Source organism: Rhizobium sp. Leaf341 (assembly GCF_001424325.1).
GTDB lineage: Bacteria > Pseudomonadota > Alphaproteobacteria > Rhizobiales > Rhizobiaceae > Ferranicluibacter.
On record NZ_LMPE01000010.1, the window covers coordinates 109,368 to 134,786 of the forward strand.

26 protein-coding genes are annotated in these 25,419 nt (G+C 65.7%); 13 read left to right on the plus strand and 13 right to left on the minus strand.

What is annotated here, in order from left to right; all coding sequences use genetic code 11:
- Positions 1-2 precede the first annotated feature (2 nt).
- Complete coding sequence (locus ASG03_RS10305; protein ID WP_062693516.1) at positions 3-503, minus strand: DinB family protein; 501 nt, start codon at positions 501-503, stop codon at positions 3-5.
- A gap of 140 nt (positions 504-643) precedes the next feature.
- On the opposite strand from ASG03_RS10305, the gene ASG03_RS10310 reads away from it, so the two are divergent.
- Together ASG03_RS10310 and ndk are read left to right on the plus strand one after the other, a co-directional pair.
- Entirely contained in the window at positions 644-1,351 is a 708-nt protein-coding gene (locus ASG03_RS10310; protein WP_062693517.1) for a glutathione S-transferase family protein, read from the plus strand.
- 113 nt (positions 1,352-1,464) lie between these two features.
- Positions 1,465-1,887, plus strand: coding sequence for a nucleoside-diphosphate kinase (gene ndk / locus ASG03_RS10315; RefSeq protein ID WP_062693518.1), 423 nt, complete (start codon positions 1,465-1,467; stop codon positions 1,885-1,887).
- 219 nt (positions 1,888-2,106) lie between these two features.
- Here ndk and ASG03_RS10320 read toward each other — a convergent pair whose 3' ends face one another.
- Positions 2,107-2,613, minus strand: coding sequence for a hypothetical protein (locus tag ASG03_RS10320; protein WP_062693519.1), 507 nt, complete (start codon positions 2,611-2,613; stop codon positions 2,107-2,109).
- On the minus strand, positions 2,610-3,254 hold the full coding sequence (locus ASG03_RS10325) for a CGNR zinc finger domain-containing protein (RefSeq protein ID WP_082475678.1): 645 nt from the start codon (positions 3,252-3,254) through the stop codon (positions 2,610-2,612). Before ASG03_RS10325 ends, ASG03_RS10320 begins: the two co-directional genes overlap by 4 nt.
- 62 nt (positions 3,255-3,316) lie before the next feature.
- Here ASG03_RS10325 and ASG03_RS10330 point away from each other — a divergent pair, with 62 nt between their 5' ends.
- A complete protein-coding gene (locus ASG03_RS10330; protein WP_062693520.1) occupies positions 3,317-4,210 on the plus strand; it encodes a branched-chain amino acid ABC transporter permease in 894 nt (297 codons plus the stop codon).
- 18 nt (positions 4,211-4,228) lie between these two features.
- Here the strand turns inward: ASG03_RS10330 and ASG03_RS10335 are convergent, their stop codons facing one another.
- Genes ASG03_RS10335 through pgsA form a run of 3 tightly spaced genes read right to left on the minus strand, consistent with a single transcriptional unit; the run spans position 4,229 to position 5,569 of the window.
- Complete coding sequence (locus ASG03_RS10335; protein WP_062693521.1) at positions 4,229-4,717, minus strand: molybdenum cofactor biosynthesis protein MoaE; 489 nt, start codon at positions 4,715-4,717, stop codon at positions 4,229-4,231.
- 4 nt (positions 4,718-4,721) lie between these two features.
- The gene (gene moaD / locus ASG03_RS10340) at positions 4,722-4,982 is read right to left on the minus strand and encodes a molybdopterin converting factor subunit 1 (protein ID WP_062693522.1); all 261 of its coding nucleotides are present in this window, start codon (positions 4,980-4,982) and stop codon (positions 4,722-4,724) included.
- Positions 4,979-5,569, minus strand: coding sequence for a CDP-diacylglycerol--glycerol-3-phosphate 3-phosphatidyltransferase (gene pgsA / locus ASG03_RS10345; RefSeq protein ID WP_062468772.1), 591 nt, complete (start codon positions 5,567-5,569; stop codon positions 4,979-4,981). The genes moaD and pgsA overlap by 4 nt, the downstream gene beginning before the upstream one ends.
- Positions 5,570-5,846: 277 nt before the next feature.
- Between pgsA and ASG03_RS10350 the strand changes: the two genes are divergently transcribed.
- Positions 5,847-6,386, plus strand: coding sequence for an acyl-CoA thioesterase (locus ASG03_RS10350; RefSeq protein ID WP_062693523.1), 540 nt, complete (start codon positions 5,847-5,849; stop codon positions 6,384-6,386).
- 166 nt (positions 6,387-6,552) lie between these two features.
- Here ASG03_RS10350 and uvrC read toward each other — a convergent pair whose 3' ends face one another.
- Both uvrC and ASG03_RS10360 read right to left on the minus strand, forming a co-directional pair.
- Positions 6,553-8,616, minus strand: coding sequence for an excinuclease ABC subunit UvrC (gene uvrC / locus ASG03_RS10355; RefSeq protein ID WP_062693524.1), 2,064 nt, complete (start codon positions 8,614-8,616; stop codon positions 6,553-6,555).
- Positions 8,613-9,377, minus strand: a complete 765-nt coding sequence (locus ASG03_RS10360) for an SDR family oxidoreductase (RefSeq protein WP_062693525.1) — start codon at positions 9,375-9,377, stop codon at positions 8,613-8,615. The genes uvrC and ASG03_RS10360 overlap by 4 nt, the downstream gene beginning before the upstream one ends.
- Before the next feature lie 365 nt (positions 9,378-9,742).
- On the opposite strand from ASG03_RS10360, the gene ASG03_RS10365 reads away from it, so the two are divergent.
- From ASG03_RS10365 to ASG03_RS10395, 7 genes are all read left to right on the plus strand, one after another.
- A complete protein-coding gene (locus tag ASG03_RS10365; RefSeq protein WP_062693526.1) occupies positions 9,743-10,381 on the plus strand; it encodes an outer membrane protein in 639 nt (212 codons plus the stop codon).
- Positions 10,382-10,518: 137 nt separating this feature from the next.
- The gene (locus ASG03_RS10370; protein WP_062693527.1) at positions 10,519-11,010 is read left to right on the plus strand and encodes a DUF1284 domain-containing protein; all 492 of its coding nucleotides are present in this window, start codon (positions 10,519-10,521) and stop codon (positions 11,008-11,010) included.
- Between the two features lie 97 nt (positions 11,011-11,107).
- The gene (locus tag ASG03_RS10375) at positions 11,108-12,901 is read left to right on the plus strand and encodes a sensor histidine kinase (RefSeq protein ID WP_062693528.1); all 1,794 of its coding nucleotides are present in this window, start codon (positions 11,108-11,110) and stop codon (positions 12,899-12,901) included.
- Positions 12,901-14,268, plus strand: a complete 1,368-nt coding sequence (locus ASG03_RS10380; RefSeq protein WP_062693529.1) for a sigma-54-dependent transcriptional regulator — start codon at positions 12,901-12,903, stop codon at positions 14,266-14,268. The genes ASG03_RS10375 and ASG03_RS10380 overlap by 1 nt, the downstream gene beginning before the upstream one ends.
- Before the next feature lie 214 nt (positions 14,269-14,482).
- Entirely contained in the window at positions 14,483-15,460 is a 978-nt protein-coding gene (locus tag ASG03_RS10385; RefSeq protein ID WP_062471948.1) for a tripartite tricarboxylate transporter substrate-binding protein, read from the plus strand.
- Between the two features lie 157 nt (positions 15,461-15,617).
- Positions 15,618-16,079, plus strand: coding sequence for a tripartite tricarboxylate transporter TctB family protein (locus ASG03_RS10390; protein WP_062471945.1), 462 nt, complete (start codon positions 15,618-15,620; stop codon positions 16,077-16,079).
- 12 nt (positions 16,080-16,091) lie between these two features.
- A complete protein-coding gene (locus ASG03_RS10395; protein ID WP_062468744.1) occupies positions 16,092-17,597 on the plus strand; it encodes a tripartite tricarboxylate transporter permease in 1,506 nt (501 codons plus the stop codon).
- Between the two features lie 370 nt (positions 17,598-17,967).
- On the opposite strand, the gene ASG03_RS10400 is transcribed toward ASG03_RS10395, so the two are convergent.
- The 3 genes from ASG03_RS10400 to ASG03_RS10410 form a co-directional block, all read right to left on the minus strand.
- Entirely contained in the window at positions 17,968-18,558 is a 591-nt protein-coding gene (locus ASG03_RS10400; RefSeq protein ID WP_062468740.1) for a glutathione S-transferase, read from the minus strand.
- 61 nt (positions 18,559-18,619) lie between these two features.
- On the minus strand, positions 18,620-19,486 hold the full coding sequence (locus ASG03_RS10405) for a ribonuclease T2 family protein (protein ID WP_244475220.1): 867 nt from the start codon (positions 19,484-19,486) through the stop codon (positions 18,620-18,622).
- Positions 19,487-19,682: 196 nt separating this feature from the next.
- Positions 19,683-20,600, minus strand: a complete 918-nt coding sequence (locus ASG03_RS10410; protein WP_062693530.1) for a 23S rRNA (adenine(2030)-N(6))-methyltransferase RlmJ — start codon at positions 20,598-20,600, stop codon at positions 19,683-19,685.
- Positions 20,601-20,668: 68 nt separating this feature from the next.
- On the opposite strand from ASG03_RS10410, the gene ASG03_RS10415 reads away from it, so the two are divergent.
- Together ASG03_RS10415 and ASG03_RS10420 are read left to right on the plus strand one after the other, a co-directional pair.
- Positions 20,669-22,846 carry a molybdopterin-containing oxidoreductase family protein gene (locus ASG03_RS10415; protein ID WP_062693531.1) on the plus strand — a complete coding sequence of 726 codons (2,178 nt, stop codon included), beginning with the start codon at positions 20,669-20,671 and terminating at the stop codon, positions 22,844-22,846.
- Positions 22,843-23,436, plus strand: coding sequence for an NUDIX domain-containing protein (locus ASG03_RS10420; RefSeq protein ID WP_062693532.1), 594 nt, complete (start codon positions 22,843-22,845; stop codon positions 23,434-23,436). Before ASG03_RS10415 ends, ASG03_RS10420 begins: the two co-directional genes overlap by 4 nt.
- Positions 23,437-23,555: 119 nt before the next feature.
- Here ASG03_RS10420 and purN read toward each other — a convergent pair whose 3' ends face one another.
- Together purN and purM are read right to left on the minus strand one after the other, a co-directional pair.
- Positions 23,556-24,173 (minus strand): phosphoribosylglycinamide formyltransferase, encoded by a 618-nt coding sequence (gene purN, locus ASG03_RS10425; protein WP_274533645.1) that lies wholly within the window; start codon positions 24,171-24,173, stop codon positions 23,556-23,558.
- Complete coding sequence (gene purM / locus ASG03_RS10430; protein ID WP_062693533.1) at positions 24,170-25,252, minus strand: phosphoribosylformylglycinamidine cyclo-ligase; 1,083 nt, start codon at positions 25,250-25,252, stop codon at positions 24,170-24,172. Before purM ends, purN begins: the two co-directional genes overlap by 4 nt.
- Positions 25,253-25,419 lie beyond the last annotated feature (167 nt).

Sequence of the window (25,419 nt, forward strand, 5' to 3'; positions counted from 1 at the left end):
CATCAGGCCTTGCGGCTGCGCAGGAAGAAGACGAGGTCCAGCACGACGCTCGGCTGCCCAAGGCTCGTCAGGATCATGTGGCACTGGCCTCGGTGATGCGTCTGATGGTTGAAGAGATGGGCGAGGCACGGCGAGAGCGGCTGGCTGATCGGCTCTGGAATGCTGATCGGCGTATAGGTGAAGACGCCGTCGAGCGCCTGTGCGGTCAGGCCGTCGATCCAGCCGGCAATTCTCCGGTCTTCCGCCACGCGCGCGACGGTCAGGTCCTCGAAATCCTCAAACAGGATGGCGTCGAGCGTGGTCGGTGCCTCGCCCTCTCCGGTAAACCGTTTCATCCAGATCCGGTCGGTGGCCAGAAGATGGTTCAGCGTTCCGTGCAGGCTGCCGAAGGCAGCGCCGGTCTGCCTGCGGCGGTCCTCGTCGCCGAGCGCAGCCGCTGCGGCGTAGATGCGCTGGTTGGCCCAGCTGTTATAGGCGGCAAACATGCGGAAATGGTCGATCATGGGAGCTCCGAAGACGGCGGTACCGGTATCCTATTCTCCCGGGCGATCGATGGGGATGATGGGATGCATGAAATTTGCTGATTTGCTTTCCCCCGCGTGCCGCGTTCAGATAAGCGCGACACCGGATACGGAGACCTGCGATGACGAGACTGCTCTACGGGCTTTGCGGCGAAGACCGGGCCAGGCGGTTTTCGCCGCATGTCTGGAAGGTCGAGATGGCCCTGGCACACAAGGGCCTCGATTGTCGCGTCGTGCCGCTCGCCTTCACGGAAATTCCCGAGGTGGAGGGCGGCGCGACGAAGACGGTGCCGTATCTCGTCGACGGCGATCACGCGGTCGTCGACAGTTTCGCGATCGCCCAGCATCTGGACGCGGCCTATCCCGATCGGGCAACGCTCTTTGGTGGAGACGGCGGACGCGCAACCGCGCGGTTCGTCGAGGCCTTTTCGCAGACGGTCCTGCATCCGGCCATCATCCGCATTATCCTTCTCGACGTCCATGACCGTCTGGCCCCCCGGGATCGCACCTATTTCCGCACGAGCCGGGAAGCAGCTTTCGGAAAGACGCTCGAAGAGGTCGCGGCCGCAGGGCCGGCAGAGCGATCCGCCTTCGCCGACAAGCTCATGCCGCTGCGTTCCCTGCTCAAGAAGCAGCCGTTCATCGGCGGAGACACACCGCTCTTTGCGGACTACATCGTCTTCGGCGCCCTGCAATGGGCCCGGATCATCTCGCCTCAACCGCTGCTCGATCCTCCCGACGCGGTCGCCGACTGGTTCGAGCGCTGCCTCGATCTTCACGACGGTCTCGGCCGCGGGATGCCTGCTGCCGGGACGGCCGAGGGCGCGTGATCCCGCCATTGCCGCTTTTTCAGATCGGCCGTGCGGCGCATTCCCCTTGTCTTGCGCGCGGCGTCTCGGTAAGGAACCGTCCAAACGAACGCAACTCCTAGGGATTTGACACCATGGCGATTGAACGCACCTTTTCGATGATCAAGCCGGACGCAACGAAGCGCAACCTGACCGGCGCGATCACCAAGATGATCGAAGACGCCGGCCTGCGCGTCGTTGCTTCCAAGCGCGTCTGGATGAGCCAGCGCGAAGCCGAAGGCTTCTACGCCGTCCACAAGGATCGTCCCTTCTTCGGCGAGCTGGTTCAGGGCATGACCTCCGGCCCGACCATCGTTCAGGTTCTCGAAGGCGAAAACGCCATCCTGAAGAACCGCGAAATCATGGGCGCGACCAACCCGGCCAATGCCGACGAAGGCACGATCCGCAAGACGCACGCCCTGTCGATCGGCGAAAACTCGGTTCACGGCTCGGACGCTCCGGAAACCGCTGCCGAAGAGATCAAGTACTGGTTCTCGACCACCGAAATCGTCGGCTGATCCAGCCCCGAGCGATCGGGTGAACGAACGGAATGAGAAAAGGCCGGGGTGGAAACGCCCCGGCCTTTTCTATGGGCTTTCGTTGCTGTGCCACGGTCTCCTGAAGCGCGTTGCGTGAAAAAGGATTCCCGCACCGCGCTTTAAATTCTTGTTGTGATGCATGTCGTTTCCCGAACCCGCTGCACACGTTCGGGCGACAGGCATGAGCCGATCGGGCGCTCAGGCCGGACAACCTGTTTCCGGCGCGTAATCCACGCTGCCGTCCGCCCGCAGAATGTCCGGGTTGACGGCATAGCCCGGCCCGACGACGAGCGGCTTGGCCGTCAGCACGGTCTGGTCGACGGTCGACACCGCCGTGGTCTCGATCGCCTGCACCAGCCTGTCCGCACCATCGAGGATACGGATGCCGACCCTATAGGAGCGGTCCTTCCTGACGCAGTGGATCGGCGGGCTTTCCAGCACGATGGTGTCCCAGAACGGAAAGATCTTCGTGCGTGTCACCAGCGGTTCCCCACCGCGCGGATCCTCGAACGTGGTGACGGCCACCGCCGGATCGGGCAGGGGGGCCGTGCGACGAAGCGTGATCATGTAGTGTGCCTGGGCGATGCGGTAGTTGAAGACGAAGAGGCGTCCGGACACCTCTGTCGGTCCCGGCCCGGTCTCGCGCTGGCATCCAGCCATCGAGAGAGCGCCGATCATGCCGAGAATGACGCCGGGTCGCATCATTCGGCCGTACCTCCGTCCCTATCTTCCTCCCGGCCTTCCTCCCTACCTTCCATCTTGCCGTCGTCCTTCCCCCGGCGATAGTGCCGGCTGGCCTTGCGACGGTTGCCGCAGACCGTCATGTCGCACCAGGTCCGGCTCCGGTTCTTGCTCCGGTCGAAAAACAGCCAGCCGCAATTTGCGCAGATCTTCAGCCGGCCGTCATCCGACCGTGCGGCGAGCCGAAGGGCGGAGCGTGCCGTCGAAGCTGCGAGGTCGCCCTTATCCGATGACGTCGTCCGCGACCTCCGCAGCGCCTGCGATGCCGCGTCGAGAAGGTCGGCCAGCAGGCGCGTGTCGTCCACGCCCTCGGCGCGTGCGCGAAAATACCGGTCGATCGCTTCCCGCAAGGCGAAGAACGCGGCCCGGTCTGCCGCAGCCGGCGGCACCAGAGGACAGGGGGTCGAGGCCTCCGGCATCGAGGCGCCTCCGGGCAGGGGCTCGGCACAGAACAGTGCCGCTGCGGCCGCAAACGATGCAAGCGCCTCCGGCTCGGCGAACCGGTCGATCGAGCGCTCGGGAACCGCGCGCAGAATGACGCTGTTGGCGACGTCGAGCGCGAGCAGGCCGCCGGAAAAGCGATGCGGGGTCCAGGTAAATGCCATGTCTAAATATAACTGGTAAAATGCGTTTCACCAGTTATATTTTTCCGGATGGAGGGCCTCGCATGTACCCGCTGCAACAGCTTGCCAATGCCCTGCCGGTCGCTGCCCTCTATGCCGTCCTTGCCTTCGGCTACGCGATCGCCTTTGGCGTCACCAAGCGCGTGGACCTTGTCTACGGCGCGCTCTTCGCCTTTGCGGGCCAGGTTTACGTGCTCTTTGCCGATGTCGGCTGGAACCGTCTCTGGCTGGTGCTACCGGCCTGTCTTGCCCTCGGGGCAGCCGCTTCGCTGGCCTACACCGCCGGCGCGGGCCTCCTTGTCGGACGCTTCGTTCTCCTGCCGCTGCTGCGCGCATCGCAAAACGCGCTGATCGTGGCCGGTCTGGGCGTGTCGATCGCGCTGATGGAGATGGCACGGCTCGCCGCAAAGACGCGCAGCCTTTGGCTGCCGCCGTTTCTCAACACGCCGGTCACGCTCTGGACGGACGGGACATCCAGTGTCGATCTCACGGTGATCCAGCTCGGCAACACCGCGCTCATGCTGGCGATCGTCGGCCTCGGCGCGGCCGTTCTGCATTTCGGGCGCTTCGGCCGGTACTGGCGCGCCGTCAACGACGATCCGCGCGCGGCCGAGCTCTGCGGCATCGATGCCCGTCGCGTCTTCCTCTGGTCCTATGTCGTCGCCAGCCTTGTCGCAGGCCTCAGCGGCATTCTCGCCACGTCCTACTACGGCAACATGGATTTCGGTGCGGGCATGGTGTTCGGCCTGAAGGTGGTGATGATCGCCGGCATCGGCGGTGCCTGGCATCCGCTGGGCGCGGCGGCCGGCGCCGCGCTGCTCGGGCTGGCCGAAACGCTCTGGAGCGCATTCGGGCCTCTGGCCTGGCGCGACCCCTTCGTCTTTGCCCTGCTGGTCTTCATCGTCGTCGTCGGCCGCCGTGAGCAGCCGGTCCCCTGACCGCCGGGCAGGCAGTCGTCAGGACCAGCGGTCGCGGGCGGTGTCGTCGGTATCCTTCGCCGAAACCCAGCCGCGGGCCGTGCCGTCCTTCAGATGCTCCTTCTTCCAGAAGGGCGCTGCCGTTTTCAGGTAGTCCATGATGAACGAGGCGCCATCGAAGGCGGCCTGGCGGTGGGTGGAGGCCACGATCACGAGCACGATGCGGTCACCCGGCGCGATCCGGCCGAATCGGTGGATGGCGGTTGCGCCCTGCAGGTCGAAACGCGCGACGGCCGTCTCGCAGATCCGCCGGATTTCGGCCTCGGCCATGCCGGGGTAGTGCTCGAGCTCGAGGGCGGCCAGCTGGCCCTTTTCCTCGCGGCAGAGCCCCGAAAAAGTCACGACCGCGCCGATATCCGTGCGGCCGGCCGAGAGCGCATCGATTTCGGCAGCGGTATCGAAGTCGCCAGGCTGCACGCGAACGGTGATGCTCGCACGTGCCGTCAGGGGGGAAGGCGCCGGGGCCATGCCGTCAGCCGCCGGTCATCGGCGGAAACAGCGCGATCTCGCGCGCCGATCCGAGCGGTTCGTCATGCTCCACATGGTCCTGATCGACGGCGACGCGAATGACGTTTTCGTGCTCCAGCGCTGCGGCATAGTCCTCGCCGCGACCTTTGAGCCACTTGATCAGATCGCCCGCCGTCACGACCGCCTCGGGCAGGGACACGATTTCGTCACTCAGGCCGATGCGCTCGCGCACCCAGGCAAAATAGACGAGCCGGACCTCTCTCATTCGTCCACCAGATGCTTCAGCCCGGCGCGGAAATAGTCGTAGCCGGTGTAAAGCGTGATGGCGGCGGCGATCCACAGGAGGGCGATGCCCATTTCCGTGGTGTAGGGCAGAACCTTGTCGCCCGCGGGACCTGCGAGCAGAAAGGCGATCGCCACCATCTGGATCGTTGTCTTCCACTTGGCAATCCGCGTCACGGGAACGCTGACTTTCAGCGCCGCCAGATATTCGCGCAGGCCCGAAACGAGGATCTCGCGGCAGAGAATGATGATCGCGGCCCAGATCGACCAGCCGGCGATCGTGCCGTCGGCGGCAACAAGCAGCAAGACGGAGGCGACCAGCAGCTTGTCGGCGATCGGATCGAGCATGCGACCGATATTGGAGGTCTGCTTCCAGATGCGGGCGAGATAGCCGTCGAAGAAGTCGGTGATCGAAGCCACCGCGAACAGGCCGAGCGCGGTCCAGCGGGCGATATCGGAGCTTTGCAGCTTGCCCTCGATGAAGAAGCAGAGAACGATCAGCGGAACCGCGAGGATGCGCCCGTATGTCAGAAGATTGGGGATATTGTAGGCGACGGGCACGGTTCGCATGTCAACTCGGTCTCTGGACTTCGTACGCAATTCGTACAGGCGGGATGAAAGACGTCGTGACCCGGAGGTCAACCGGTTTTTGATGATTGAGCGGCAATTGTGGCGGAATTCTTCTGAACGGGCCGTGAACCGCCGCGACATGCCCACCCTGATCTGCGACCTTTCCCCCGAAAAGGCGTCGCACGGCAAGGACGGCCTAGGGCAGACGACGTGTTGCGGAAGACGGCGGGCGCTGTAGTGTCACCGGTGAGAGAAGCCAGCCGGGACAGGACGCGCCATGGACGAGACGCAGGAGACGCATGAGAAGGGTGAGCTGGAAATGGTCGTGCTGATGACGCCCGACATGGCCAACTTCTCCGGCAAGGTTCATGGCGGCGCCTTGCTCAACCTGCTCGATCGTGTCGCCTTCTCCTGCGCCTCGCGCTATTCGCAGCGCTATGCCGTCACGCTGTCGGTCGATCAGGTCGTGTTTCGCCAGCCGATCCTCGTCGGGGAACTCGTCACCTTCCGCGCCTCCGTCAACCAGACGGGCCGAACCTCCATGGAGGTCGGCATTCGCGTGGAGGCGGAGGATATCCGCTCCGGTGTCAGACGGCACACCAATTCCTGCTACTTCACCATGGTCGCGGTGGACGAGGATGGCCGTCCGGCCGCCGTCCCCTCGCTGGTCCCTCGCAATGCCGCCGCTCGACGCCGTCAGAACGCCGCCGATATTCGACGCACGCTGCGTCGCGAATTCGAGGCCCGCTTCCATGCCGCCAAAGAGGACGGCGACGACGTGGGTGCTGACCTCGAAACCGCCGGAAGCGACGGTTAGCAAGACGCGTCGGGGGGCGACCGCCCAGCCGGAGCAATGCCGTGGGCCCGCGGTCTCCAAGGCCTTAGTGCATGTCGCCCGAAAGTGTGCAGCGGCTTCGGGAAACGACGTGCATCACAACAAGACCTTGGAGCGCGTTGCGTGAATCCTTCTCACGCAACGCGCTTTAGCTCCGCGATGCCGTCGCGCCATCCTCGTGGAAGTGGTCGTAGACAAGCTTTGCCACGGCCTCCGAAATGCCTTCGACGGCCACGAGGTCGTTGATGCCGGCGCGGGAGACGGCCTTGGCGGTTCCGAAATGGTGGAGCAGCGCGCGCTTGCGCGTCGGGCCGATGCCGGCAATCTCGTCGAGCGGGTTCTTCACCATTTCGCGCTTGCGCCGCGCCCGGTGGCTGCCGATGGCAAAGCGGTGCGCCTCGTCCCGCAGCCGCTGGATGAAATAGAGCACGGGATCGCGCGGCGGCAGGGTGAAGCCGTCGCGGCCGACCGTCAGCCCACCCTCTGTGCGCACCGGCGGGAAGAACCGCTCGCGACCCGCTTCGCGGTCAACACCCTTGGCGACGCCGATCGCGATCACGCAGTCCTCGATGTCGAGCTCCTTCAGGATGGCGCGAACGGCCGTCATCTGCCCCTGTCCACCGTCGATCAGGATCACGTCCGGCCACGCCGGAAAGCCGGCATCCTCGCCCGGCTCGACGCTCCGGTCCGGCTTGCCTTCCTCCTTCAGCAGCCGGCTGAAGCGGCGTGTCATCACCTCGCGCATCATGCCGAAGTCGTCGCCGGGGGTGATGTCGGTCGATTTGATGTTGAACTTGCGATACTGGCTTTTCACGAAGCCCTCGGGCCCTGCCACCACCATGCCGCCGACCGCATTGGTGCCCATGATGTGCGAATTGTCGTAGATCTCGATGCGTCGCGGCACGCGGTCCAGCTTGAAGGTCTGCATGAAACCGTCGAGCAGCCGACCCTGCGAGGCGGTTTCCGCGAGCTTGCGGCCATGGGCCTCGCGCGCATTGGTCATGGCGTGATCGACCAGATCTTTCTTCTCGCCCCGCTGCGGCGCAAGAATGGTGACCTTGAATCCGGATTTTTCCGAGAGCGCCAGTCCGAGCAGGTCCTGTTCGGCCACGGTTTCGCACAAAAGGATCTGCTTCGGACACGGCTTGTCGTCGTAGAACTGCGCCAGGAAGGCCGCCAGCACCTCGGCGGGGGCCAGCGACGGGTCGGCCTTGGGGAAATAGGCGCGGTTGCCCCAGTTTTGCCCGGTGCGGAAGAAGAACACCTGGATGCAGGAGACGCCGCCTTCATGGTGGATCGCAAACACGTCCGCTTCGTCGACGCCCGAGGGGTTGATGCCCTGGTGGCTCTGGACATGGGACAGCGCCGCCAGCCGGTCGCGATAGAGCGCGGCGCGTTCGAAATCGAGATTGTCGGAGGCCGCGCTCATGGCCGCGGCGATGGTCGCCTTGACCGCCTGGCTCTTGCCGGACAGGAAGTCCTTCGCTTCGGCAACAAGCTCCGAATAGTCCTCGTCGCTGACCTCGCGGGTGCAGGGGCCCGAACAGCGCTTGATCTGGTGCAGCAGGCAGGGCCGCGTCCGGCTCTCGAAGACGCTGTCGGTACAGGTGCGCAGGAGAAAGGCGCGCTGCAGCGAATTGATCGTGCGACCCACCGCGCCGGCCGAGGCGAAGGGGCCGAAATATTGGCCTTTCCGGCTGCGCGCGCCCCGATGCTTGTAGAGCGCAGGTGCGCGGCTGTCCCCCGTCACGAGAATATAGGGAAACGACTTGTCGTCCCGCAGGAGGACATTGTAGCGCGGCCGCAGCCGCTTGATCAGATTGGCTTCGAGCAACAGCGCCTCGATCTCGGTGCGCGTCGTCACGAACTCCATGTTCGCCGTCTGGCGGATCATCTGGGAAATGCGGTTGGAGTGCCCGCGTCCCTGCGCGTAGTTGCTGACGCGCTTCTTCAGGCTGCGCGCCTTGCCGACATACAGCACGTCGCCGGCCTCGTTGAACATGCGGTAGACGCCGGGACTGTTGGGCAGAAGCTTGACGAAAGCCTGGATCAGCTCCGCGCCGCGCAGCCCGTCCGGCACGGCGGATGTTTCAGCCCAGTCGATATCGCCGACGGGCGAGGGCGCCTCGACCGTCTCGATCGCATCCTCGTCATCGTCGTTGGCATTCTCGTCGTACAAGATGCCGCCATCCTGCGGCGTCCGTCCGTTCATTCCATGATCTCCATTTGATCCGGCGTCTGCCACGCCAGATGCTGGCCGCCGTCCAGCGCAATCATCTGTCCGGTCATCGACGGCGTGTCGAACATATACCGGATGGTGCGGCCGAAATCTTCCAGTGCAGGGCCGACCTTCAGCATCACCGCGTCGACCTGCGCCCGAAAATCGGCCTCGTTCTGCCGCTCGTTCGGCAGGGTCGGGCCGGGCCCGATCCCGTTGACGCGAATGGCGGGCGCCAGCGATTGCGCCATCGTTACCGTCGCCGTCAAGAGCGCCGACTTCGACAACATATAGGAATAAAATCGCGGGTTGGGAGACCAGACGCGCTGGTCGATCATGTTGACGATGAGCCCCGACGCATCCGCCGGCAGCTGGGCGGCGAAATGGCCGGCGAGAACCGACGGCGCCTTGACGTGCAGCGCGAAATGTCGGTCCCAGACCTTCTCGTCGAAGGTCTCCAGACTGTCCTTGGCAAAGACGGAGGCATTGTTGACGAGGAGACCGAGCGGACCGATGACCGCGGCGGCATCGTTTACCAGACGGCCGAGGGCCGAGGCGTCCGCGAGATCCGCCTGCACGACGACCGTGGTCGCACCCTCTGCTGCAAGGCTTGCGGAGAGGGCGCGCGCCTCGTCGAGCGATCCGTTCGCGTGGATGGCGACGGCAAAGCCGTTCCGGGCCAGATCCTCGACGATCGCGCGGCCGATCCGCTTTGCACCGCCCGTCACCAGTGCCGTTTTCAACACATGTCTCACCCGCGTCTGTCCCCCACGATTCTTACCGGCACGCATGCCAGATCATAAAAGAACAGCTTACGCACGCCGAAACCGCCGGATCATTCGTTAATCCCGGGTGAACGAAAAAGGGCGAATTCGATGAAAATGCACGGAACAAAGTAGTCTCGGCAGTATATTGCCGGCATGGTTAATCAAAACCCTGTTGCATTGAAACAACATCGTTTTTCAGCCATGCCGTTGCCTCAATCATTTCACAATTCGGCTCTTGGAATTCCGCATTTGGACATCAATTTCACCTCAACCGAGCGGGGTTGAACGAATTTACCGGCGCCGCATCGGACACAGGAAATCGGTCCAGCGCCGGTCTGATAAGGAGATCTAGTATGCGTACTCTCGTCACCACTCTCATGGCGTCCGCCATGTCCCTCATCGCTTTCTCGGCTGTCAACGCAGCGGACGCGATCGATGAAGTCCCCGCAGCACCGGCTGCCGACTACACGGCGCCCGCTGTCAAGAACTGGGCAGGCGCTTATGTCGGTGGTACCGCCAACTGGGGCCACGGCAAGTTCAACGGCACGGGCGACCGCAGCGCGGCCGGCTTCGGCGGCGGTCTCTACGGCGGCTACAACATGCAGAACGGCCCGATCGTCTACGGTGCTGAAGCTGACGTCAACTACGGCGACAACGACACGAGCCGTCCGGGCCGCAGCATGGAACAGGGCGTCAACGGCTCGATCCGCGGCCGCGTCGGCTACGACCTGAACCCGGTCCTCCTCTACGGCACGGCCGGTGTGGCGGCTTCCAGCATCAAGGCAAACCAGCTGGGCGGCTCTGACAAGAAGACCGCGATCGGCTGGACGGCCGGTGCCGGTGCCGAAGCTTTCGTCACCGACAACGTCACGGCGCGCGTCGAATACCGCTACACCGACTACGGCAAGGAAAACTTCGACGTTCCCGGCAGCAACTTCTCCTCCGGTTACGACGAACACAGCGTCAAGGTTGGTATGGGCGTGAAGTTCTGATCGACAGATCCGGCCGCAAGGTCGACATCTGGACCATCGAGACCGCTTGCAGCTTTCGCTGCAGGCGGTTTTTTTGTAAGGAGCCTTCGGTAACGGGCGCTTTCCCGTGAAGCGGTGCCGAGGGGAGCGGCCGAACGATGACCATCCGCCTGCGACCGCATCATCTCCTCTGCATGCTGACCTATGTCGGCAAGGGCTACAGCCCCGACTTCACCCGCAACTACGACGCCATCGCTGCGCGGATCCGTCGGGGGGAGGCGCTCGTCGTCGTGGACGGGCCCGACGACATCTGTCGGCCGCTGCTGCAGACGCCGACGCCGCACTGCGACAATGACAGCGTCGTCGCACGCGATCGGCAGGCAGCAGCCGACGTCGCGGCGTTGCTCGGCCGGGACATCCATGCCGGTGTCACGCTGTTGCTTGAAGCGACCGACCTTGCGCGGCTGCGGACGCATTTTGCGACCGGCAGCCTTCGGGCGGCCTGCACGGGGTGCGAATGGCAGGCGCTCTGCGACGGCATCGCGGCAGGCGGTTTTCGCGACGTCCGCGTGGCATCGCCCGATCGTCAACCAGGTGATCTGCAACCCGGTGAACCCCGACCCCTTGGAAACCCCACGTCGGGTCTGTAGGCTGTCCGGCATGGGGTACGGTTGGCGCAGGCGCCGCTTATCCCGAGGTCGAGGGGCAAGGGGCAGGGAGAGCCGCGTTGGGGAGGGCTGCAAGGAAATGCTGAGGAGCCTGCGCCGCAGTCTGCTCCTTCCGGTCGTGCTGGTCGTCGGTGTGGCCACGGGTCTTGCCGTTTGGAGCAATGCCTATGCGACCCGCCGGTTCATGGCTGAGGCATCGCTGCAGGCGGGGACCGCGCTGCGCCTTGCCGTTTCTGCATTGTCTGGGCATCTCCGGCGTTACGAGGCGCTGCCGGCTCTGATTGCCGATCATGACGACATCCGCCGTCTCGTCGCCAACCCGCAGGATCAGGCTCTTCGCGACAGCGCCAATCGCTATCTGAAGGACATCAACGGGCTTCTGCGCTCGTCCGACATCTACGTCATGACCCGCGACGGGGAAACCATCGCCGCCAGCAATTACGATCGGGCGACCAGCTTCGTCGGTGAGAATTTCAGCTACCGTCCCTATTTCCGCCAGGCGGCGGAGGGCAAGCGGTCGCGCTTCTATGCCCGTGGCACGACCTCGTTCAAGCGCGGTTATTTCTTTGCGGCGCCGATCGACGTCGATGGTCGGGTCGCGGGCGTCATCGTGTTCAAGGTCGATATCGACATGATCGAGTCCTCCTGGCGCGGCGGCGAGTACGAGATCTTCGTGTCCGACCCGGAAGGCGTGATTTTCATGACCAGCAATCCGGAATGGCTGTTCTCGAGCATCCTGCCGCTGACGCCCGAGCGCCTGCGCCGCACCGAAGCGTCGCGGCGCTATGCCGAGGCGGACCTGAAGGAACTCGGCGTCGTCAGGTCGCAGGTGGGCGAACATACCCTGATGGCGATTCCCTCCGAAGGCGTTACGCGGGATTACCTCGTTCTCTCCGAATATGTCAGCGACGCCGACTGGACGGTCCGGGTGCTGATGGACATGAGCTGGGTGCGGTCCCAGACCCACGTCGCTGTGGCCGCCGTCTTCCTGTTTCTCTGCCTTGCCGGTCTCATCCTCGCCGTGCTCCTGCAGCGGCACGAGCGTCGCAACGAGCGCATGCAGATGCAGGTCGAGGCGAAGGCGGAGCTGGAACGCCGCGTCGAAGAGCGCACGGCCGACCTGGCCGACGTCAATGCCAGGCTGCGCAGCACCCAGGCCGACCTCGTGCAGGCGGGAAAGCTCGCCGGCCTCGGGCAGATGTCGGCCGCGCTCAGCCACGAATTCAACCAGCCGCTGGCCGCCGCCCGGACCTATGCCGAGAGTGCTGCGCTGCTGATCGAACGCAACCGGATCGACGAGGCCAAGGACAATCTCCAGCGCATCGCCAAGCTGATCGACCGCATGGCGTCGATCAGCCGCCATTTGCGCAATTTTGCCCGCAAGCCCAACGAGAAGCTCGGTCCCGTCGCGCTGGACGACGTGCTGCGCGACACGCTGGAGATCGTCTCGGCCCGCCTCGCGTTGGCGGATGCCGAGCTGGTCGTGGCGCTCGACGAGCCTGCGCCGCGTGTGCGGGCCGGTTCCGTCCGCCTGCAGCAGGTGCTGGTCAACATCATCTCCAATGCGGCAGACGCCGTCGAAGGCCTCGACGACCGGCGCATCGTCCTGACCGCGACGACGACCGGCGATCGCGTCTCGATCACCGTGCGCGATGCCGGGCCGGGCATTCCCAAGGCGATCGCCGAGCGCATCTTCGACCCGTTCTTCACCACCAAGGGTGTGGGGAAGGGCCTTGGTCTCGGGCTTTCCATTTCCTACAATATCGTCAAGGATTTCGGCGGACGGCTCTCCCTGGACCGTCAAGCGGGCGGCGGCGCGACGTTCCGGATCGAACTTGAGCGCATGGACGACAGACGCGAGGCAGCAGAGTGATGAGTGACGCGGCCACCGTGCTCCTGATCGACGACGAGGAGGAGCTGCGCCGCTCGACGGCGCAGGCGCTGGAGCTTCAGGATCTCGCGGTCGAAACCTTCGCTGCCGCCGAGGACGTCCTCGCCCGCGTCGGCTACGGCTTTGCCGGCGTCGTCGTCAGCGATATCCGCATGCGCGGCATGGACGGCATGACGCTGCTGCAGCGCGTCCGCGAGATCGATCATGAAATCCCGGTCATTCTCGTCACCGGCCATGGCGACGTTCAGCTGGCCGTCAAAGCGATGCGGGAAGGGGCCTATGATTTCCTGGAGAAACCGTTCGGCGCGCAGGCGCTGGCCGGCATCATCCGCCGCGCACAGGATCGTCGCGGCCTTGTGCTCGAAAACCGCCGCCTGCGCGCCGTCGCCGGAAAACGCGACGATATCGAGGCGCGCATGCCTGGCCGCACGCCCGTCATGGTCGATCTGCGCTACCGCCTGCGCGCCATCGGCGCCACCGATGCGGACACGCTGATCATCGGCGAGACCGGTGTCGGCAAGGAGGTCGCCGCCCGTGCACTGCACGATATCAGCGCGCGGGCCAATCGGCCCTTCATCGCCATCAACTGCGCGGCCCTGCCGGAAACGCTGATCGAGAGCGAGCTTTTCGGCCACGAGGCCGGTGCCTTTCCGGGGGCGATCCGCGCTCGCTACGGCAAGTTCGAGCATGCCCGCGGCGGGACGATCCTGCTCGACGAGATCGGCTCGATGCCGGTCGAGCTCCAGGCCAAGTTCCTGCGTGTCCTGCAGGAGCGCACCATCACCCGTCTCGGCTCCAACGAGATCGTGCCGCTCGATGTCCGCTTCATTGCGACCAGCAAGGTCGATCTGGGCGCGGAAGTCGCGGCCGGCCGCTTCCGGGCGGATCTGTTCTATCGCCTGAACGTGGTGACGCTGCACGTGCCGTCGCTCGCCCAGCGCGGGGCCGATATCCCCTTGCTCTTTCTCCAGCTCGTGCGCGAGGCGTCGGCCCGCTACGGACGTGACGACATGGACGTGCCGCCGGCCGTGATCTCCGAAGTCGCGCATCGGCGCTGGCCGGGCAATGTCCGCGAACTGCGCAATGCCGCCGACCGGCTGGTTCTCGGGCTCGATGCCCGCGCCCTCGAAGCGGTCAGCGAGGATCGGGAGGAAGACAGCCGCCTCGCACCCCGCGTCGCCGCCTTCGAACGCGGCCTGATCGCCAGGACGCTTTCTGCCTATGGCGGCGCGTTGCGTCCCGTCTACGAGGAGCTCGGCATTTCCCGCAAGACGCTGTACGAAAAGATGCAGAAGTACGGCCTCGACAAACGCGCGACCTTCGATGACGGGCCGCCCTTCGCCGACTGACGCGGCATGGACTGCACGGTGGGTGGATTTCCACCCATGGCCGAGCACAAGGGGGCCGTTTCCACCCATGATGCACCGCAAAAGCGGCCGAGCGGCCGGCATCGCCCGCATAATCCGGTTGCACGCACGCCTCCGAACGCGAGACTGACACGCATTCCATGACCGGTGGGGGAGGAGCCCCGCCGGCATGTCGATCATGTCTCGGGAGGACATCATGACGCGTATCACGTCGCTTCTGGCAGCCACGACGCTTGCCGCAACCCTTTTCGCCGGCGTTGCGCAGGCGGACTATCCGGAACGCACCATCACCATGGTCGTACCGTTCGCCGCAGGCGGGCCGACCGATACCGTCGCACGCCTCGTCGCGGAATCCATGTCGAAGGATCTCGGTCAGCAGGTCATCGTGGAAAATGTCGGCGGGGCCGGCGGAACGCTGGGTGCCGGTCGCGTGGCAAGCGCGGATGCCGACGGGTACACGGTGCTGCTCCACCATATCGGCATGGCCACCAGCGCCACGCTTTACCGCAAGCTCGCCTATGACACGCTGAACGCCTTCGACTATGTCGGCCTCGTCACTGAGGTGCCGATGACCATCGTCGCCCGCAAGGATCTGGAGCCGACCGATCTCAAGGGGCTCGTCGACTACGCCAAGGCCAACAAGGACACGGTGACGGTGGCCAATGCGGGCATCGGCGCGGCTTCCCATCTCTGCGGCATGCTGTTCATGAGCGCCATCGAGACGCCGCTCGTCACCGTGCCCTACAAGGGCACCGGCCCGGCGATGACCGATCTCCTGGGCGGCCAGGTCGACATCATGTGCGACCAGACGACCAACACGACGAAGCAGATCCAGGGCGGCACGATCAAGGCCTTCGCCGTAACCTCGCCGGCCCGCCTCGATATCTTCCCAGACCTGCCGACGGCTGTCGAAGGCGGCCTGCCGGGCTTCGAGGTCGGGATCTGGCACGGCGTCTACACCCCCAAGGGCACGCCGCCGGAGGCCATCGCCAAGCTCGAAAGCTCTTTGCAGAAGGCGCTGAAGGACCAGAACGTCGTCGCCCGTTTCGCCGAGCTCGGCACCAAGCCGTCCTCGGAGGCCGACGCGACGCCGGCCGCCCTCAAGGCCAAGCTCGAAGGCGAAATCGCCCGCTGGAAGCCGATCATCGAGAAAGCCGGACAGTACGCCGACTGATCCGCGCGGAACGCACCGTGACGCGCCCTTTCCGCATGGACGGCGGAAAGGGCTTCATCGGATGGCGCGACCGGGCGCGGTCTGCCGCATCCGTGTGCAACGCCGGCGATCGCAGCGCCTGGGGGGCGCCGCCCGTTCGGCTCATTGGGGAACGATCATGAAACCACGCAGTCTCGACCGGACGAATGCGCTTTGCGGCCTTCTGTTCATCGCCCTTGGCCTCTTCTTCGTGGCGCAGTCGTTGTCGCTCGATCTCGGCACGACCTTTCGCATGGGCCCGGGCTATTTCCCGCTGGTCCTCGCTCTGTTCCTGACCGGCCTCGGTCTCGTCATCCTCGTGCAGGCGATGCGCACGCAGAGCGATCCGATGGAGCCTCTGGCCTGGCGCGGCATGCTGTTCATTCTCTCGGCACCCATCGTCTTCGGCCTCACGGTCCGGGGCCTCGGCTTCGTGCCGTCCCTGTTTCTGGCCGCTTTCATCGCGGCTTTCGCCTCGCAGCGGATGAAGCCTGTCGGCGCGATCGTCCTGTCGATCGCTATCACGCTCTTTTCCGTCGCCGTCTTCAGCTATGCGCTGGGCCTTCCGTTCGAACGCTTCGGCCCCTGGCTGCGGTTTTAAGGATCTTCGACCATGGATCTCTTCAGCAATCTCGCGCTCGGTTTCGCGACGGCCGGCACGCCGGCAAACCTTCTCTTCTGCCTCATCGGCGTTCTGCTCGGCACGCTGATCGGCGTTCTCCCCGGCATCGGCGCGACCGCCACCATCGCCATGCTGCTGCCGATCACCTTCCAGCTGGAGCCGGTCTCCTCGTTGATCATGCTGGCCGGCATCTATTACGGCGCGCAATATGGCGGCTCCACCACGGCCATTCTCATCAACATGCCGGGTGAGTCCTCGTCCGCCGTCACCGCCATCGACGGCTATCAGATGGCCCGTCAGGGCAGGGCGGGGGCAGCCCTCGCCATCGCGGCGCTTGGCTCGTTCTTTGCGGGCACCGTGTCCACCTTCCTCGTCGCCATCTTCGCCCCGCCGCTGACCGCCGTCGCGCTGCAGTTCGGCGCGGCCGAGTACTTCTCGCTGATGGTCGTGGGCCTCGTGTCCTCGATCGCGCTGGCCCACGGGTCCATCGTCAAGGCGCTGGCCATGGTCTCGCTCGGCCTGCTGCTCGGCCTCGTCGGCACCGACATCTATACCGGCACGCCGCGCTTCACCCTCGGCATCCGGGAATATGCGGACGGCCTGAACTTCGTGGCCGTTGCCGTCGGCGTCTTCGGCGTGGCCGAGATCCTGCGCAATCTCGAAGGGGAGATGACCCGGACCGTCCTGATCAGCAAGGTCACCGGCCTCATGCCGACCCGGGATGATTTTCGCCAGATGGTCGGGCCGGTCCTGCGCGGCACGGGCATCGGCTCGGCGCTCGGCATCCTGCCTGGCGGCGGCGCCATCCTCGCAGCCTTTGCCTCCTACACCGTGGAGAAGCGCATCTCCAAGCATCCGGAGGAATTCGGCAAGGGTGCCATTGCCGGGGTCGCGGGCCCGGAATCGGCCAACAATGCCGGTGCGCAGACCTCGTTCATCCCGCTCCTGACGCTCGGCATTCCGGCCAATCCCGTCATGGCGCTCATGGTCGGCGCCATGATCATCCAGGGCATCGTGCCCGGGCCGAACGTCGCGGTCGAGCAGCCGGCGCTGTTCTGGGGCATCATCGCCTCGATGTGGATCGGCAACCTGATGCTGGTGGTCCTGAACCTGCCTCTGATCGGCCTCTGGGTGAAGCTGCTGACCGTGCCCTATTACGTGCTGTTCCCGATCATCATGGCCTTCTGCGCCATCGGGGTCTACAGCGTCAATTCCAACGTCTACGACCTCTACGCGGTCGCCTTCTTCGGCATCGCCGGCTATCTCCTCGTCAAGCTGCGCTGCGAACCGGCGCCCCTGCTGCTCGGCTTCGTGCTTGGCCCGCTGCTCGAGGAGAACCTGCGGCGCGCCATGATCCTCTCGCGCGGCGATCCCTCGACCTTCGTCACGCGGCCGATCAGCGCCGGTCTCCTGCTGCTGGCCGCCGCGGTCCTCGTCGTGGTCTTCCTGCCGAGCATCAAGGCCAAGCGCGAGGTGGTGTTCCAGGAGGAAAGCTGATCCTCGCACTGGATCGTCAGCCGTGTCGCATAGGAAAAAGGCGCCATCTTCGCAGGGTGGCGCCTTTCGCGTGAAATGCCCGCACGTGGCGGTCGGCAATCGGGAAATGACAGAGGCGGACGCGCGTCGCGACCATCGGGGCGGCTGTTTGCGCGTTAGGGTTCTCTGTTCCCCCTGGGGATCGCGATGCCCACGAGCATCAGAACGAGAAACGCGAGGAACACGCTCCCGACAATCCGGAGATCGACCGCTTCGGACAAAATTTGACCTGCCGTCAAATAACCCCGACGCGCCGATGCGGGCCGGGGTTCGATGTCTGGAGGACAGGGGGACGTCTCGCAGCGCGCGTCCGGCGCGCCGAGCGTGCGCCTCAGGCCTTGAAGAGCTTGTAGTCCGGGAAATGCTTTTCGAACTTTTCCGGCCAGCTCTTCAGCTTCGAGCGGCCCTTCTGCCATTCCCCGGCAAAGCGCAGTTCGATGTAGCGCAGCGTCGCCGCCAGCGCGAAATGGCCGGCGTTGAGCTTGGCGCTGGTCTTCGGCAGGTTCGCGTCGAGGAAGTCGAGCGCGCGCTCGACCTTCTCCCACTGGCGCTCGATCCAGGGTTCGTGAACCTTTTCCGGCGGATGGAAGCGCTTTTCATAGACGATGGCGAGCAGGCTGTCGCAGATCCCGTCGCAAAGGGCTTCGAGCACCTCGACCTGGACCCGCTTCTCGGGATTGCGCGGGTAGAGCATGCCCTTCGTTTCCCGATCGATGAAGTGCATGATCACGCTGCTGTCGAAAATGGCTTGGCCGCTGTCGAGCAGCAGCGTCGGGATCTTGCCGAGCGGATTGCTCGCCAGCAGGTCCGGCGGGTTGGAGTTCGTATCGGTCAGCACGCTCTCGGCCGGCAGGCCGGCGTAGTGCGCGGCCATGCGAACCTTGGTGGAATAGGGCGAGGCGGGGGAATAGAGGATCTTCATGGGTGCACCATCGGTGTTCTCGAGAGGGTTCGGGTTTGGGAGAGGGTCGAGGCCGCGCCCGTCATCGGCGCGTTGCGGCGGGAATGGTCAGGTCGCGCGCCCGGCAGCCGCCGCGATCGACGTCGGGGCAGGCCCGGAAGGCCAGGTCGCGGGTGAAACAGATGCGGATCTCGTCCAGCCGCTCGTCGCCGCAGGTCACTGCGACACCTTGCGCGCTCATGCCGGGATTGGCCGCGACCAGGGCCGTCTCGATGGCGGCCGGGCTCAGTCGCCGCCGCGCATCGGCATCGTCGATGGTCGAGGGGATGCGCACCCGCTCGCGCGCGGCCCGCAGCACGGTGAAGTAATCGCGCTGGCCGAGCCCCGAGCAGGTGCCGTGCTTGCGCCACTGATGACCGATCAGACCCATGGACGGGATGATGTCGAACAGTCCGCGCCCGAGCGCATCGGGAACCCGGTCGCCTTCGCGCGAGGGGCAGAAGGCCGGAAAGCCGCGCTCGTTCTGGGGCCAGAGCCCGTGGACGATGAAGCGGTAATCGCGGTCGCCGTTGCACTGCGCGGTCCGTCCCGCGCGGTCGTTCTGCGCGCACCATGTGGGCGACCAGGAAAGCGAGAGGACGTAGAAATCGAAGCCGCTGCCGATGGGCACCGTCCGGGCACCTGGCAGCGTCTGTCCGGGTGCGGACCTGTCGGCTTTCCGCTCATCCTGTTTAGGTAGACCCGGTCCGGCCGAACGCGCAGGCACCTGCTGCAGGATGGGCGGCGTGGCCATGGCCGTGGCTGGCGCCTGTCCTGCAGCGGGTCGTCCCGCAGCCGGTCGTCCCGCATCAGGTGCCTGCGGCTCCGAAGGGTCCTCGCCGCAGGCGGATAACAGCAGCGTCGCAACGAGCGTCGCCGTCGCCAGGAGGAGGGAAGAGCGCGTGCTCACGCGGCCGTCCTGCATGCCGGACGGCACGGCGCGCGACGGCCGGGCGGTGGGGGATTCGTCGTCATCGTCGTCTCCCGTCTCTGCCTCTGGCGCGCCTTTGTGCGTCGCCGGAGATTGCGTCGTCCCGGTATATCGCGTCAAGCCGCGGCGAAGATTTCGCCGCCGCGGCGAAGATTTCGCCGCCGGCGTGGTTCGGTCAGGCGTCGTCGTCGTCGGCCGCGACGTCGCGGTCCTCGCCCCGCAGCCAGATGGCGCGGGCGGAGGCGAAGCGATCCTGCTTCAGGCGGTCTTTCAGGAAGGGCAGCAGCACGTCCAGCTCGCCCTTCAGCGTGAAGGGCGGATTGACGATGATGAGGCCGGTCCCGGTCAGCCCGGTGGTGCCGCGGTCGCTTTTGACGGTCAGTTCGCAGCAGAGCATCTTCGGAATGTTCAGGGCCGTCAGGCTTTCATGAAACGCGGCGATCGGTGCGCCCTGCTTCAGCGGATACCAGAGGCAGAAGGTGCCGCCGGGAAAGCGGCGATAGGCCTTGGCGAGACCCTTTTCCAGCCGCTCGTATTCGCCCGCCTCTTCGAACGGCGGATCGACCAGAACCAGCCCGCGCTTCTCCTTGGGCGGCAGATGCGCGCCCAGCGCCAGCCAGCCGTCGAGTTCGGTGATGCGGCTCTGGTAGTCGCCGTCGAACAGACGGTGGAGAGTCTCGTAATCGTCGGGATGCAGTTCCATCGCCGACAGCCGGTCCTGCGGCCGCATCAGCATGCGGGTCAGCTTCGGAGAGCCCGGATACCGCGCAAGGCTGCCGTCTGGCCCGCGATCCGGCCCGCGTTCTGGCCCGTGATCCGAATTGAGTGCGGCGACCGCGTCGAGATAGGGCGCAAGCAGCGGCTGGACCGCAGCGGGGAGTGGGTCCGCCATCAAGCGGCCGATGCCGTCGCGCCATTCGCCGGTCTTCTGCGCTTCCTCGCTCGAGAGATCGTAGAGCCCGATGCCGGCATGGGTATCCAGCACGCGGAACGCTTTGTCTTTCTGCTTCAGATAGGTGACGAGGCGGGCAAGCACCGCATGCTTCAGCACGTCGGCGAAATTGCCCGCATGGTAGATGTGCCGGTAATTCATGATCTCTGGTGATCGCCTCGATGAAATCTTGAGATGCACGGGGCAAAGCGCTTTGTGCTGCTGGGGCGATGTCCTATAGAAAACCCATGAACCTTGCGACCCCCATCAAAGCGGAAAACGCGGTCGGACATTCCGTCTGTCCGCATGATTGTCCCTCGGCCTGCGCGCTCGAGGTGGACCTGACCCCGGACGGCCGGATCGGCCGGCTGCGCGGCGCCTCGGCCAACACCTACACGGCCGGCGTCATCTGCGCCAAGGTGGCGCGCTATTCCGAGCGCATCTACCATCCGGGCCGCCTGCTCGTGCCGCAGCGCCGGACCGGTGGGAAGGGCGACGGGACATTCCAGGAGATCTCCTGGGACGCTGCGCTCGACGAGATCGCGGAGGCCTTTCTCAAGGCGGAGGCACGGCATGGCTCGGAGGCCATCTGGCCGTATTTCTATGCCGGCACGATGGGGCAGGTGCAGCGCGACAGCATCGAGCGTCTGCGCCATGCCAAGCGCTATTCCGGCTTTTTCGGGTCGATCTGCACCAATCCCGCCTGGACTGGCTTCACCATGGGCACCGGTGCCCTGCGGGGGCCGGATCCACGCGAAATGGCCCTGTCGGACTGCGTCGTCATCTGGGGCACCAATGCGGTTTCGACCCAGGTCAACGTGATGACCCACGCCATTCGCGCCCGCAAGGAGCGCAAGGCCAAGATCGTCGTCATCGATATCTACGACAACCCGACGATGAAACAGGCTGACATGGCGCTGACCGTGCGGCCGGGGACGGATGCGGCGCTCGCCTGCGCCGTCATGCACATCGCGTTTCGCGACGGCCACGCCGACCGCGCCTATCTCGCCACCCATTCCGACGACCCTGAGGGCCTGGAGGCGCATCTTCAGAGCCGCGACCCCGCCTGGGCGTCGGAGATCACTGGCCTGTCGGTCGAGGAGATCGAGGCCTTCGCCCGATTGGTCGGCACGACGCCGAAGACCTATTTCCGTCTCGGCTACGGCTTCACCCGCCAGCGCAACGGTGCGGTCGCGATCCACGCCGCCGCGAGCGTGGCGACGGTGCTCGGCGCCTGGAAGCACGAGGGCGGCGGCGCGTTTCACTCCAACAACGACATCTTCCGTTTCGACAAGCGCGCGCTGATGGGCACCGCCATGGTGGATCCCGATATCCGCATGCTCGACCAGTCGCAGATCGGCCGCGTCCTCACCGGCGACGCGGAAGCCCTGCGCCATCGCGGACCGGTCACGGCGCTGCTGATCCAGAACACCAACCCGGTCAATGTCGCGCCCGAGCAGCGGCTGGTGACCCGCGGCTTCCTGCGCGACGACCTGTTTGTCGCGGTGCACGAGCAGTTCATGACCGATACGGCCAAGCTCGCCGATATCGTGCTGCCGGCCACCATGTTCCTCGAGCATGACGATCTCTACCGGGGCGGCGGCCACCAGCATATCCTGCTCGGGCCGAAGCTCGTCGAGCCGCCACCCACCGTGCGCAGCAACCTCTTTGTCATCGAGGAACTGGCAAAGCGTCTCGGGATCGCCGACCAGCCCGGCTTCGGGCTCGACGAGCGCGAGCATATCGACCGCATCCTGGTCAATCACGGCAGCGGCTATGCCCATCTGAAGGCGGCGAAATGGCTGGATGTGCAGCCGGATTTCGCCACGGCGCATTTCCTCGAGGGGTTCGGTCATCCGGACGGCCGTTTCCGCTTCCGGGCCGACTGGACCGGCACGCCCGCACCCAACCGCCCGCCGGCCGCCGTCGGTCTGCTCGGGCCGGTCGACGGTCTGCCGATCTATCCCGACCATGCGGATCTGATCGAGACCGCCGATGCCGATCACCCGTTCCGCCTGGCGACCTCGCCCGCACGCTCCTTCCTCAACTCGACCTTTGCCGAAACACCCGGCTCGGTGCAGAAGGAAGGCCGTCCGGAGGTGATGATCCATGCGCAGGACGCCGCCCGTCTCGAGATTGCGGAGGGCGACATCGTTCGGCTCGGCAATGTCAGGGGCGAGATCCGGCTTCACGCCCGGCTTGGCGGAGGCGCGCGTCCCGGCGTCGTCATCGCCGAGGGGCTCTGGCCGAACGCTGCCCATCTCGACGGCGAGGGCATCAATGTGCTGACCGGCGCGGACAGCGTCGCGCCCTATGGCGGCGCGGCTTTCCACGACAACCGTGTCTGGCTGAGGCGCGACGAGACCCCGATCGACGCTACGGCCACGCTGACGAGAACACCTGCATGAGCAAGTTCAAGAGCGCGCAGATCGAGATCCTGAAGGACGAAACCCTGTCCAGGAACTGGTACCACCTGCGCAACATCACCTTCCGCTACACCGATGCCGAAGGCCGTGCGAAGGTGCTGAAGCGCGAAACCTACGATCGCGGCAATGGCGCGACGATCCTGCTCTACGATCCCCGGCGCGATCTCGTGGTCCTCGTCCGCCAGTTCCGCGTGCCGACCTATGTCAATGGCGGCAGCGGCTGGATGCTCGAAACGCCGGCCGGTCTTCTGGATGGCGACGCGCCGGAGGATGCGATCCGCCGCGAGGCCATGGAGGAAACCGGCTACCGCGTCGGCGCCGTCCGCTCGCTCTTCAAGGCCTACATGTCGCCCGGCGCCGTCACCGAAATCGTCCACTGCTTTGCCGCGGTCATCGATATCGAGGATCGCGTGGAGGATGGCGGTGGTCTCGCCTCCGAGGACGAGGACATCGAGGTGGTGGAGCTCGGCCTCGATGCCGCGATGGCGATGATTGCCTCCGGCGAGATCTGCGACGGCAAGACGATCATGCTGCTGCAATGGGCGGCGATGAACCGCGAGAGCCTGCGATAGACGCCGCGGCGTGTCCGAATGAGCATGCCGAAATCGCCTTGTCCCGCGGCAACGGTCGTGATGCCAGAAGCTTCGACATCCGGAGAACCAGCCTCAGCCGCCCATCCCGAATGGCGGCCTCAGCCGCCCATCCGCACCTCGCCGCACGCCACCCGCCGCAGGGCCTCGGCATAGGTGCGGTGCTCCACGGCGAGCACGCGGGCAGCCAGCGTTTCCGCCGTGTCGTCGGCAAGCACGGGAACGCGCGTCTGCAGGATCACGGGACCTTCGTCCATGCCCTCGGTGACGAAATGCACGGTGCATCCGGCTTCGGTGCGTCCCGCGTCCAGCGCGCGCTGGTGCGTGTGCAGGCCGGGGAAATCCGGCAGGAGGGACGGGTGAATGTTGAGGATCCGGCCGTCGTGACGGCTGATGAAGGCGCCGCTGAGCAGGCGCATATAGCCGGCAAGGCAGAGGAGGTCCGGCCGAAGCGTATCGACATGGTCGAGAATGGCGGCCTCGTGGGCTGCCTTGTCGGCAAAGTCGCGCCGCTCGAAGACGGCGGTGGGGAGGCCGCGAGCCGCTGCCTTTGCCAGCCCGCCGGCCGTGGCGCGATCGGAGATCACGCCGACGATCTCGGCCGGATAGTCGGCCGCAGCGCAGGCATCCGCCAGCGCGAGCATGTTGGAGCCGCCGCCGGAGATGAAGACGACGACGCGCTTGCGCGGCGGCAGTTCGCGCGGGATCGTTCCGTTCACAGCGCCAGCGTTCCCTGGTAGACCACGCCCGGTGCGCCCTCGTCGCGGGCGATCATCCGGCCGAGGCGGAAAACCGTCTCGCCTTCGGCCGCAAGGGCTGCCGCGACGCTGTCGGCGGCGTCGGCCGGAACGACGGCGATCATGCCGACGCCGCAGTTGAAGGTGCGCAGCATCTCCGGTGCCGCCACGCCGCCGGTGCGGGCAAGCCAGGCGAACACGGGCGGCGCCTTGATGGCGGCAAGGTCGATTTCGGCCGCCAGATGCTTCGGCAGCACGCGCGGAATGTTCTCCGGAAAGCCGCCGCCGGTAATGTGGGCGAGTGCCTTGATGCTGGCGGTCTCGCGGATGACCTTCAGGAGCGGCTTCACATAGATGCGCGTCGGCGTCATCAGCACGTCGGCGAGCGTCGCGCCATCGGTGCCGGCGCCGAAGGGAGCCGGTGCGTCCCAGGCGAGGCCCGAGAGCCCGACGATCTTGCGCACCAGCGAATAGCCGTTCGAGTGGACGCCCGAGGAGGCGAGGCCAAGGATCACGTCGCCCTCGGCGATGTCGCCGGACGGCAGCAGGCGGCCGCGCTCGGCGGCGCCGACGGCAAAGCCCGCGAGATCGTAGTCGCCGCCCGAATACATGCCGGGCATCTCCGCCGTTTCGCCGCCGATCAGCGCGCAGCCCGCATCGCGGCATCCCGCCGCAATGCCCGCGACAATGGCCGCACCCTGATCGGGGTCGAGCTTGCCGGTCGCGAAATAGTCGAGGAAGAACAGCGGCTCCGCGCCCTGCACCACGAGGTCGTTGACGCACATGGCGACGAGGTCGATGCCCACCGTGTCGTGCGTGTCGGCGTCGATGGCGATCTTCAGCTTGGTGCCGACGCCGTCATTGGCCGCGACGAGGATCGGATCGGTGAAGCCGGCCGCCTTGAGATCGAACAGGCCGCCGAAGCCGCCGATCTCGCCATCGGCGCCGGGCCTGCGGGTGGAGCGGACATGCGGCTTGATCTTCTCGACCATCAGGTTCCCGGCGTCGATATCGACGCCCGCATCGCTGTAGGTCAGACCGTTCTTACCCGACTGGCTCATGTTTGGCTCTCCACGCACCCGTTCAAGCCCTGCGATTGACATGTGGTGCGGGCAAGTGCAAGCGCGCAAGGCGCGGCGCGGGGCTTTTTCCCGCACGGATCGCGTCCCGATCCGCCTCCGTGGCCCGCGCGTCCCCGGATGCGCGCCCGGGATGGCGTTCGCAAGCC